Here is a 10,119-nt window from a genome sequence, read left to right as displayed (position 1 = left end):
CCGAGCACCGCGAGGCGTTTCACCGACGGAGCCGTCGAAGACGGCGGAGTCGGCTTTTCCCTCCAAGGTTTTCGAGGAGCGGTTCCCGAAAGGAACCCGACGAGAAAAAGGTGGATGTGCACTCCCGATCTACCAGCTGATTCAGCTAGAACGAGAGGATAAAACGACACCTCGTGAAGTGTTCTATGACGGCCTCGTCCCTCGAGTACTCGTCCGGTTGCGATGACCGTCTACTGTCGGGGATCCATGCGGTGACGGCGTCGCTACCGTCGAGTGGTGTCGTCAAAAACGGTCGCAAAAAACGTTCCGTGTGTCCGCGCTATTCGCCTCGAGTCCAGCTGTCGTCCCAGAGGTCGTTGTCCTCGTAGAAGTCCGCCGCACCGGGGTGGACCGGAGTGAAGTCGGATTCGATGGCGGTGACGAAGTGGTCGGGGTTCTCGCCGTACGGGAAGAACGCCGGCTGTCCCTCCTGAACGCTCTCGTAGTGGTCGTGAGCGACCTGGAGCACGTCGTACACCGCGTCGGCCGGGAGATCGGGGTCGAAGAAGTACTGGAAGAGGAGCTGCCATCCCTGGAGGGGCCCCTCGACGTCCTGTTCGAACCCGTACGGGTCCTTCTCGAAGTACGGCGCGAGCGGTGAGGACTCGAAGACCTCGCGGAACTGGTCGGACATCTCGACCAGGTGGACGTCGGAACGCGCGTCGACCTCGGCGAACCAGGACGGCAGGTTCACCTCGTTGGCACCGTACCCGATACCGCACGTGATGTTGCCCTCCTCGACGGCGCCGGCCACGTCGCCCACGTCGACGTTGACGACATTCTCACGCAGCTGCTCGAGTAAGTCCTCGCCGCCGCCGGTCCGCATGATCTCCTCGAACATCGCGCGGGTCCCCCAGCCGGGCTGGAGCATGTGGAACGGCTCCCCGAGCATGTCGTCGGTCGTCTCGATGCCGGAGCCGTCGACCGCGTAGAAGAAGTCGTCGCGGACGAAGTAGGTGAACCCCTGATACGGGGCCTCGAGGTCCTCCCCCTCGAAGGGGCCCTCGGAGTTCATCGCCTGCTTCTGGGTGAAGTTGGTGAGCCCGTACGCGTCCAGCCCGCCGTCGTTGTAGATGCGGATGCTGGCGGGGTCACCGCCGCTCGCCTGCGTGTCCCAGCGCACTACGTCCGACTGCTCCCGGAGTACACGCTGGATCGCCTGTGACGTCTGGAAGACCGTCGAACCCTGCGTGGAGGACCCGACCCGCATGTTGACGACGTCGTCGCCTCCGCCACCGTCGCCCGAACCGTCGTCACCGCTGGAACCGTCGCCCGAACCGTCGTCACCGCCGGAGCCGTCATCACCGCCACCGCCGCCGGAGCAGCCCGCCAGTCCGACCATACCTACTCCTGCTGTACCCTGAAGGAACCGTCTTCTGGATGGAAATTCGTCTGGCATCCCGGTTCATCATTATCGTTCGGGGTATAATAAATGTGTGGGAAACGTTCTTATGCTATCAGATCACACTCCGCTCTGTCGGGCGGTTTTCGGGACGTCCCGCAGATAACCGACGTCGACCGGGACGGGATCAGAACTCGAACCAGACGACGTCGAACTGGTACGCGAGGATCCAGTAGACGAAAAGCGCGGTGAGGAGCACGCCGAGGAGGAACTTCACGATCCGTTCGATCCGGTCCGGGTCCTCCGGTTTCACTGCCTCGATCCAGTCTTGAATCGTCTCACTGGTTCGGGCCAAGGCCCCCGCGATCCCCTCCAACTCCTCGTCGGAGGGGCCGCTAGCCGAATCACCGCTTGCGTCCGTTCCCATGCGTCGAGTTATTCTCCACCATGTCATAAACGTTCGTGTCGGTATCGTGGGAACCGATCCTTCTCGAACGGCTCCGGAGCCGTCGTCCCGGATCGACCACAAAGATATATACCTCGTTTCGTCGGATCCCGAAGCGATGCACGAACAGCTAACGATCCCACGGCCCGACGTCGGGTCGGTTTCACCGTGGAGACCACTCGTGAAGAACGTCCGGAGAACCGGTCGAGAAAACCGCGATCGGCGGGAGGCCGTCGACCCCGAGGGAACGCCCCACGGAGAACTGATCGACGACCGCTCGGTGATGGACAGATGAGCAAGAACCTGAAGACGGCGTTCGAGGAGCAGCGCTTCCTCTCCGCGACGTGGGTCTCGATCGGGAGCCCCACGGTCGCGGAGGTGAGCGCGGCGAACCCCTTCGACTTCGTCCTGGTCGACACCGAGCACACGACGACGACGCTCGAGACCGTCGAGGACATGCACCGAGCCATCGAGGCGGCTCCCGGCGAGAGCGGCACCGTGATCCGCGTCCCCTGGAACGATCCGGTGTACCTCAAACGCGTGCTCGACGTCGGGGTCTCCGGGGTCATGGTTCCGATGATCGACACCGCGGAACAGGCCGAGTCGCTCGTGGATTCGCTGCGGTATCCGCCCCGGGGCGAACGCGGGATCGCGTCCGGGCGCGCGTCGGACTACGGGGCGGACTTCCGATCGTACGTCGAGAACGCGGAGGAGACGTTCGTGACGATCGCGCAGATCGAGACGGAGGAGGGCCTCGAGAACGTCGAGGAGATAGCCGACGTCGACGGGATAGACGCCCTGTTCGCCGGACCGGCCGACCTCTCCGGCGCACTGGACGTGTTCGGACAGTGGGAGCACGAACGGTTCCTCGACGCGATGGACCGCATCGTCGAGGCGGCACACGCGGCCGGTATTCCGGTGGGAACGCTCACCGTCAGCCCGGACGACGCACCGGAACGGGTCGAGCAGGGGTTCGACTTCCAGATCCTGGGAAAGGACACCACGTACCTGCTGGAGCGGAACGAGCGCGCCCTCTCGATATACGACGAGGCGGTCGAGGCGGCGACGACCGACGAGTGAACTCGTCCCGTTCGACGAGGTATCACCCGTCGGAGCCCGGAGAACCGTTCGATCGGACGCCGGTGAACCGGGTGCTACTCGGACGAGCCGGCCGGGAGCGCCGCCTCGATCTCGTCGTACGGCGGGGTTTCGGGCCACTCGTCGGCGACCCAGACGTGCTCGACCATCCGGTCCGCCCCGACCAGGAACGTCGACGGCCGCGGCTCCGCGATCCCCTCCATCCCGTCGAGTTCGTGGACGACGTCGTACGCCTCGGCGACGCCGTTGCCCGGATCTGAGTAGAGCGGGTACGGGAGCTCCCGACCTTCGATGAACCGCTGGTGGTCGAACGGCTGTCCGATCCCGACCCCGACCACCGACAGGTCGTCGCCGCCCCATCCCCGCCGCTGAATCTCCTTCCACCAGAACATCGACTTCCCGCCCCAGTTCAGGGGGTAGAAGACCAGAAGCACCGATCCCGCGTCGTCGACGAGATCCGATAGGGCGACGTTCGACCACGACTCGTCGGTGACGAGCGGCCGGGTGAACGCCGGCGCCGTCTCCCCGACCGTCGGGTGATCCGAGTCGTCGAACTCCGTGACTGCGAGCTCGTCGAACGCCGCGGTGTCCCCCTCCTCGCCGTACGTTCGAACGAGGTACTCGAGGATGTTCCCGCTCTCCGGCATCGTGACCCCGGTCGCGGGATCGATGAGCAACGGAACCGCCCGCGTTCCGGACACGCGGGCGACCTCGTCGCGACGGCTGTGCTCGCCCGCCACGAAGACGGACCGGTACTCGATCCCGTGTCCCTCGAGCCATCGAACGATCCGCTCGCAGTACGGGCAGCCGTGGAGTCGGTACAGCGTCATCGGTCGGGGAGTCTCCTCCCCGGCTCGTCCGCCGTCGGGTGTCGGTGACGTTGGCATCGCTCGACCGTTGGGGCGGCGGGGACAAAAACCCGCCAGGTGACGGCGACGCGTGTTTCGCGGTGGGAGGACACGCGTTTCGGCGACGGTGACACACAGATTAAAGTAGCCGTACGGCGGAACCACGCACATGTATCGCGTCCTGATCGCTATCGATACGGAGATGGAAGCGCCGGAACGGATCGCGGAGGCGGTGACGTCCCTTCCGGCCGCCGATTCGAACGTCGAGGTGACGCTGCTCAACGTCTTCGAGGAGTTCAGCGTGACCGGCCCGGAGAGCGGCACGGTCGACTCGGACGAGGTGTACGACCCCGACGACCTCCCCGAGGCCGTTAACACCGCGCGTCGACACCTCACGGACGCGGGCGTGTCCGTGACCACGGTCAGACGACACGGCGACACCACGGACGAGATCCTCGCGGAGGCGGACGAGATCGACGCCGACCTCGTCGTCATCGGCGGGCGGAAGCGGAGCCCGGTGGGCAAGGCGGTGTTCGGGAGCGTCGCGCAGTCGGTGCTGTTGGGAACCGATCGTGCCGTGATGCACGTCAAAACCGCCTGATCTCCCAGACGATGCGGTCGCATCCCGTCCCCGTCGGTCCGGCAGCGACGGCCGGCCGGACGGACGTCCCGACGTGCCCGCGGAGGCCCCCCACATAGCATGGGCTGGCACTACAGACACACCGTTCTGACGCTGTGCACCTTCGCGTTCTTCGCGACGATGGTCGGGCGGCTGGCGATCAGTCCCGTGGTCCCGCAGATCACCGAGAGCTTCGCCATCTCGAACACCGTCATCGGGCTCGCGCTCACCGGCATGTGGACGTCGTACGCGCTGTCGCAGTTTCCCAGCGGGATCCTCGGCGACCGGTTCGGCGAACGACGGATCATCCTCCTCGCCATCGGCGGCACGGGCGTGATGAGTTTCCTCGTCGCGATCTCGCCGGTGTACGCCGTCTTCGTCGTCAGCGTGGTCGTCCTCGGCGCGTTCGCGGGGCTCCACTACAGCACCGCGACGACGCTCTTGTCGCGGACGTACGACAACATCGGCACCGCGATCGGGATCCACACGATCGGCGCGCCCGCCGGAGGGCTGATCGCGCCGATCGCCGCGGCGTGGATCGGGACGCGATACGGCTGGCGGCCCGCCGTCGCGATCGGGACGGCGGTCACCCTCCCCGTCTTCGTGCTGTTCGCGTGGCGGGTGAAGCCGACCGAACCCCAGCGTCCGGACGAGCCGATGCGCGACCGGATCCGGGTCGGTCCCGTGATCGAGCTGCTCTCCCGCCCGCCGATCGTGTTCACGGCCGTCATCGCGTCGGCCGGGGCGTTCGTCTGGCAGGGGACGGCCTCGTTCCTGCCGACGTTCCTCATCGACTACCGCGGGATGTCCTCTACCGCTGCCGGTCTCGTCTTCTCGTCGTACTTCGTGGTCCAGGCGGCCGCGAAACCCGGACTCGGCGCGATCTCCGACCGGTATCCCCGTGACGTCGGCGTCGCCGTCAGCCTCGCCACGAGCGTCGCCGGCATGGCGCTTTTCGTCGTCGGTCCCGGCCTCGTCGGGATCGTGGCCGCCCTCGTCCTCATCGGCGTCGGCCTGGGCATGGCCGTGACCGTCGAGCCGCGGTTCATGGACGAGCTGTCCGAGCGCGAACAGGGGGTCGGCTTCGGCCTCGTTCGGACCGTCTATCTGGTGGTCAGCGCGCTGGGGTCGGTGATCACCGGATTCCTCGCCGATACGTTCGGGTGGGCGGCCGCGTTCCTAGTCCTCGCGTCGTTGCTGGCGGTCATCCTGGTCGCGGTGATAGTGAACTACGCGCTGGATCTGCGGTACTGATCCGGCGACCCTCCGACGCCCGCCCGACCGATCGTCTCGGGACCGCCCGTCACTCCGGGTCGGACGTGACCGACTCGGCCGCCGCCCGGAGCCCCTCGAGCTCCTCCTCGGGGAGGTCCCACTCGATGACGCGTCGAACGCCCTCACGTCCGACCTCGACCGGGACGCTCACGCACGCGTCCTCGATCCCGTACTCGCCGTCGAGCGGGACCGAGGCGGCTATCGGGTGGTCCGCGTCGTCGAGCCCGTCGTCGAGGACGACACACACGAGGCGGACGACGCCCTGGCCGGTCACCCAGCGCGAGGTCTCCTCGGCCCCGCGGAGCTCGATGACGTCGTACGGGACGTCGCGGACGTAGTCGCGCACGTCGCGTTTCTCCGCCTCGGTCAGCGTCGTCGGCTCGCCGTCGACGGTCAGCCGCGAGAAGAAGGGCACCACGTTCTCGCCGTGTTCGCCCCCGACCGGACAGTAGACGTCCTCCGCGGGCACGTCGCGGATGCTCGCGATCCGGTCGGCCGTTCGGCCGGTCTCCGAGAGCGAGTACCCCAGGAACCGATCGCGGTCCCAGCCCGTCTCACGCCAGATCCGCTGAGTGATGCGGTCCATGGGGTTGCTGACGACGATCACGGGGAGCGGCTCGCGCTCGCGCAGCGTCCTCGCGATCGACTCCGCGAGCTCCAGGTTGCGGTCGAGGAACTCGAGGCGGCCGCCGCGTTTCGCCGACGATCCGGGTCGCGGCACGCTCGCGGTCACGACGGCGACGTCCGCGGTCGCGAGCCCCGCCGCCGATGACGGCTTCGCCGACACGGTACCGAGGTCGTTCGCGTCGCCGAACTGCGGGAGCGACCCGAGCGTCCGCGCGTGACGGATCCCGATGCCGTGTCCCTCCGCGGCGTCCTCCTCGACGTCGACGAGCGTGACGTCGACGGACGGCCGTTCGACCGCGAGCGTGTACGCCGCGGTCGCACCGACGGTTCCCGCGCCTCCGATGAAAGCGACTTCCATGTGGATCCGGGATGGACGGTCGATCCCTTAAACCAACGGTCCGGCGTTCGCCCTCCGAGATCGTCCTTCATATTGCACCACTCGATCTCGGTATCCGGCCGGAACGCTAAAAATATCGGAGAAATATAATACATATCTATCTGGTATATTGAGGGTGAGAAAGGGGTAATCGTCCCGTCATCCGCGGGAGATGGCGATCCTCGATCGACTCTCAATCGGGAGATGAGAGTTTCGATCCGGTCTCGATCGGACACAGAATAGTCGTTCAAAACGATGATTCCCGAATAGAATATATGAATGATCATTTTATGCCGTTCGGGCGTTATGGATCGAACTGTCCTCGTATTCGAGTAGCGTTCGAACCGACGTTTGCGATTTATAACCCCGATCTCGAGACTGGTCCGGAAACGTCGGAGTCGAGAGTCGTGTTGGAATTCGCAATGGGAAGAATCGGATCAAAATATAGGATTCCATATGAGATAGTATAAATATAATATTTAATTTATTTCAAATAGCCGATCAGTCGATCGTGGCGACGCGGTGTCGAATCGCCGATCGTCGTCCGGACCGTGCGTGATTTACCCGTGGATATTGATCCTCGCGGCGTGCCCGCCCTCCCTCTCCCGTCGAACTCGACCCGGTCCGAGACGGTCGCCGTCGCGATCGCGAACCTCCTGCCGCTCGTCGGCGTCGTCGCGCTCGGCTGGAACGCCGCGGCGCTCGTGACGCTCTACTGGTTCGAACTCGGGATCGCCGCGCTCTTCGCCGTCGTCCGCGGACTCTTCGCCGGTCGACCGAGCGATCTCGACGGGAATGCGTTGGTGTTCGGCGCGCTGGCGTCGAAACCGCTCGCCCTGTCAATCCCGCGGACCGGCGTCCGGGTCCACCTCTCTTCCGTCCTGTCGCTCGTCGTCATCGTGCCGATCCTCGCGGCGGCGTGGGTCGTCCTCGGCGGGGTCCTCCTGGGATTCGTCGGAGCCGACTCGCTCTCGTCCGCCGCGCTCGAGACGGTCGCGCTCGCGGTCCTCGTCGTCCTTTTGTCGGAGGCCGGGACGACCGCCGTCGACTACTTCCACCGCGGCGGCTACCGTGAGGAGAGCGCGGGGACGGCGGTCTCGGGGGTGTTCTTCCGGATCGCGACGGTGCTCGTCGGCGGGATCCTCACGGTGACCGTCGTCGCGGAGGCGATCGGCGTCGACGGCGACGCGACCGCGACGGAGGCGGCCGATCCGGTCGCGTTCGGGGTTCCGGTACTCGTCAGCGCGGTGTGCGTCAAGTTCGCGTTCGACCTCGCGGGACTATACGGCGACAGCCTCGCCGCGATGGACGAGTCCTCCGGGGGACACTTCGGCTGGTCGCGTGAACCGCCCGTCCGCGATCCGATCGAGGACGACCTCGCGGACGCGGAGTGCCGGGTTCGTCCCTCGGTCGTCGGCCGGCTGTTCGGCGAGCGGGTCTCGCCCGCCGCGCATCCGGGACCGTGGTATCTCTCGGTCCTCGCCCTCATCGTGGCGCTCCTCTTCGCGCTCGGGCGAGCGTGGGGGACCGTCGCCGGCCTCGTCGCCGTCGCCGCCGCGGTCCCGTTCGTCGCGGTCGCGACCGACTCGCTGATCCGGTACGGCGCGGTCGAATACCGCGTCGCCGGCGGCGATGACGCTCACGTCGGCGAGGATGCCCTCGTCGCGTACGACCGGGTATGCGGGACGGCCCTGTGGCGGATCGAACCCTGGGATGAGGAGGGCATACGCCTCGAGCGCGACCGCCTCGACGATCGGTTCGACACCGCGACGGTCGTCCTCGAGCTGCGGGACCGCGAGGTTCGGCTGCCGCGACTCTCCGACGACGATGCGGACCGGGTCCTAGACGTCTTCGACCGTCGACCCGAACGATGACGCGGATGATAATCCCGATATCGATTTTCGTATATGGCGGTTCCCGTATCCGTGGATAACCTATATAACGACCACCGCCGTGAGTGGACGTATGACGGCAGGACCACCGATCGAGGAGATCCACTTCGATGACGCACCGAACGTCGACTCGGTTCCGGGCCCGAAGAGCCGGGAACTGTTGGAGAAACAGGAGCGAATCGACAGTAACGCGGTCGCGTACCCCGAGGACATCCCCGTCGCGTTCGAATCGGGGAAGGGCGCGACGATCCGCGACGCCGACGGCAACACCTACATCGACATGTTCGCCGGCATCGGCGTGTTGAACGTCGGCCACTCGAACCCGTACGTACTGGAGGCCGTCCGCGATCAGACCGAGAAGCTCGTCCACACGGTCGACTTCCCGACCGAGGCGCGGCTCGACCTCATCGAGAAGCTCGACGAGATCGCGCCGCCCGGGCTTCGCGGCGAGAACCGGGTCGTCTTCGGCGGCCCGACCGGCAGCGACGCGGTCGAGGCCGCGATCAAGCTCGCGAAGTACAACACCGGCGGCGACGGCCTGATCGCCTTCCGCGGGAGCTATCACGGCGCGACCTCCGGCGCGATGGCGCTCACCTCGAACAAGGGGTTCAAGGACGACTACACGCCGCTTCTGCCCGACGTGGTCCACGCGAAGTACCCCTCGCCGTTCATCGACCGCGACGAGTCGGGCGACGCCGCCTCGGTCTGTCCGGTCGACGACGGCGAGTGCTGCCAGTCCTTCTCGTGTGCCCGGGCGCTGAAGGAGGTCGAGGAGATCATCGAGGACCCCTACGGCGGGCTCGCGAACCCCGCCGGCATCTTCGTCGAGCCGATCCAGGGCGAGGGCGGCGTCATCGTCCCGCCCGAGGGCTTTTTGAAGGGGCTCCGCGAGATCGCCACCGAGAACGACATCCCGCTGATGTTCGACGAGATCCAGAGCGGAATGGGTCGCTCGGGCCAGTGGTGGGCGAGCGAGTGGCACGGCGTCACGCCCGACATCATGACGACCGCGAAGGCGCTCGGCGGCGTCGGCTTCCCGCTCTCGGCGACTATCTACCACGAGGACCTCGACACGTGGGACGCCGGCGGCCACGCCGGCACCTACCGCGGCCACGTCGTCGCGATGCGCGCCGGCACCCGCGCGATCGAATACGTCCAGGAGCACGACCTGCTGGCGCACGCCCGCGATCTCGGCGAGCACGTCCGCGGTCGGCTCCGGACCGCGGGCGAGGGCAACGACCGCCTCGGCGAGGTCCGCGGCCGCGGGCTGTTCATCGGCGCGGAGTTCGTCGACGAGAACGGCGACCCGGACGGCGACGCGGTCGAGGCGATCCAGCAGTACTGCTTCGAGCACGGCGTCCTCGTCTGGACGGCCGGCCGCCACGGCAACGTCCTCCGACTCTTACCGCCGCTCGTGTTGACCCGTGACCTGGCCGACACCGCCCTCGACGTGATCGAGGAGGCGATCGACCACGTCACGGCCGAGGCGGCCGCGTCGCGATAGACTCGGAGCCGTCGGCGAGGACCGATCTCCGACCATCCGTTCTCCGACCCCCGT

10 protein-coding genes are annotated in these 10,119 nt (G+C 66.6%); 6 read left to right on the top strand and 4 right to left on the bottom strand.

Translation table 11 applies throughout. From position 1 onward, the window contains the following. Nucleotides 1-319: 319 nt before the first annotated feature. Both OKW78_RS03040 and OKW78_RS03035 read right to left on the bottom strand, forming a co-directional pair. Nucleotides 320-1,381 (bottom strand): TAXI family TRAP transporter solute-binding subunit, encoded by a 1,062-nt coding sequence (locus OKW78_RS03040; protein WP_281193828.1) that lies wholly within the window; start codon nt 1,379-1,381, stop codon nt 320-322. A gap of 187 nt (nt 1,382-1,568) precedes the next feature. After that, nucleotides 1,569-1,808 carry a hypothetical protein gene (locus tag OKW78_RS03035; RefSeq protein WP_281193827.1) on the bottom strand — a complete coding sequence of 80 codons (240 nt, stop codon included), beginning with the start codon at nt 1,806-1,808 and terminating at the stop codon, nt 1,569-1,571. Nucleotides 1,809-1,944: 136 nt separating this feature from the next. Between OKW78_RS03035 and OKW78_RS03030 the strand changes: the two genes are divergently transcribed. Both OKW78_RS03030 and OKW78_RS03025 read left to right on the top strand, forming a co-directional pair. After that, nucleotides 1,945-2,121: a hypothetical protein gene (locus tag OKW78_RS03030; protein ID WP_281193826.1), complete on the top strand. Its 177-nt coding sequence runs from the start codon at nt 1,945-1,947 to the stop codon at nt 2,119-2,121. Further along, a complete protein-coding gene (locus OKW78_RS03025) occupies nt 2,118-2,906 on the top strand; it encodes an HpcH/HpaI aldolase/citrate lyase family protein (RefSeq protein WP_281193825.1) in 789 nt (262 codons plus the stop codon). Before OKW78_RS03030 ends, OKW78_RS03025 begins: the two co-directional genes overlap by 4 nt. 74 nt (nt 2,907-2,980) lie before the next feature. Here OKW78_RS03025 and OKW78_RS16945 read toward each other — a convergent pair whose 3' ends face one another. Beyond that, nucleotides 2,981-3,811 carry a redoxin domain-containing protein gene (locus OKW78_RS16945; RefSeq protein ID WP_369335024.1) on the bottom strand — a complete coding sequence of 277 codons (831 nt, stop codon included), beginning with the start codon at nt 3,809-3,811 and terminating at the stop codon, nt 2,981-2,983. A 130-nt stretch (nt 3,812-3,941) separates the two neighbouring features. On the opposite strand from OKW78_RS16945, the gene OKW78_RS03010 reads away from it, so the two are divergent. Together OKW78_RS03010 and OKW78_RS03005 are read left to right on the top strand one after the other, a co-directional pair. Next, the gene (locus tag OKW78_RS03010) at nt 3,942-4,373 is read left to right on the top strand and encodes a universal stress protein (RefSeq protein ID WP_281193824.1); all 432 of its coding nucleotides are present in this window, start codon (nt 3,942-3,944) and stop codon (nt 4,371-4,373) included. Nucleotides 4,374-4,472: 99 nt separating this feature from the next. Further along, complete coding sequence (locus tag OKW78_RS03005; protein ID WP_281193823.1) at nt 4,473-5,645, top strand: MFS transporter; 1,173 nt, start codon at nt 4,473-4,475, stop codon at nt 5,643-5,645. A gap of 49 nt (nt 5,646-5,694) precedes the next feature. Here the strand turns inward: OKW78_RS03005 and OKW78_RS03000 are convergent, their stop codons facing one another. Next, nucleotides 5,695-6,651, bottom strand: coding sequence for a malate dehydrogenase (locus OKW78_RS03000; protein WP_281193821.1), 957 nt, complete (start codon nt 6,649-6,651; stop codon nt 5,695-5,697). A 605-nt stretch (nt 6,652-7,256) separates the two neighbouring features. Between OKW78_RS03000 and OKW78_RS02995 the strand changes: the two genes are divergently transcribed. Together OKW78_RS02995 and OKW78_RS02990 are read left to right on the top strand one after the other, a co-directional pair. Then, nucleotides 7,257-8,543, top strand: a complete 1,287-nt coding sequence (locus tag OKW78_RS02995) for a DUF6498-containing protein (protein ID WP_281193820.1) — start codon at nt 7,257-7,259, stop codon at nt 8,541-8,543. A gap of 91 nt (nt 8,544-8,634) precedes the next feature. Continuing rightward, the gene (locus OKW78_RS02990) at nt 8,635-10,065 is read left to right on the top strand and encodes an aspartate aminotransferase family protein (RefSeq protein WP_281193819.1); all 1,431 of its coding nucleotides are present in this window, start codon (nt 8,635-8,637) and stop codon (nt 10,063-10,065) included. The last annotated feature ends 54 nt before the right edge of the window (nt 10,066-10,119 follow it).

The sequence above is a fragment of the Halorubrum sp. F4 genome, from assembly GCF_027257195.1.
GTDB lineage: Archaea > Halobacteriota > Halobacteria > Halobacteriales > Haloferacaceae > Halorubrum.
The sequence above is the reverse complement of the archived record's forward strand: the minus strand, read 5'-3'. Positions and strand labels throughout refer to the sequence as shown.

Bases quoted from the DNA above. Each gene is read 5' to 3' on its own strand.
- OKW78_RS03030 (WP_281193826.1), top strand. From the start codon at position 1,945: ATGCACGAACAGCTAACGATCCCACGGCCCGACGTCGGGTCGGTTTCA.
- OKW78_RS03040 (WP_281193828.1), bottom strand. From the start codon at position 1,381: ATGGTCGGACTGGCGGGCTGCTCCGGCGGCGGTGGCGGTGATGACGGC.
- OKW78_RS03000 (WP_281193821.1), bottom strand. From the start codon at position 6,651: ATGGAAGTCGCTTTCATCGGAGGCGCGGGAACCGTCGGTGCGACCGCG.
- OKW78_RS03010 (WP_281193824.1), top strand. From the start codon at position 3,942: ATGTATCGCGTCCTGATCGCTATCGATACGGAGATGGAAGCGCCGGAA.
- OKW78_RS03005 (WP_281193823.1), top strand. From the start codon at position 4,473: ATGGGCTGGCACTACAGACACACCGTTCTGACGCTGTGCACCTTCGCG.
- OKW78_RS16945 (WP_369335024.1), bottom strand. From the start codon at position 3,811: ATGCCAACGTCACCGACACCCGACGGCGGACGAGCCGGGGAGGAGACT.
- OKW78_RS02990 (WP_281193819.1), top strand. From the start codon at position 8,635: ATGACGGCAGGACCACCGATCGAGGAGATCCACTTCGATGACGCACCG.
- OKW78_RS03025 (WP_281193825.1), top strand. From the start codon at position 2,118: ATGAGCAAGAACCTGAAGACGGCGTTCGAGGAGCAGCGCTTCCTCTCC.
- OKW78_RS03035 (WP_281193827.1), bottom strand. From the start codon at position 1,808: ATGGGAACGGACGCAAGCGGTGATTCGGCTAGCGGCCCCTCCGACGAG.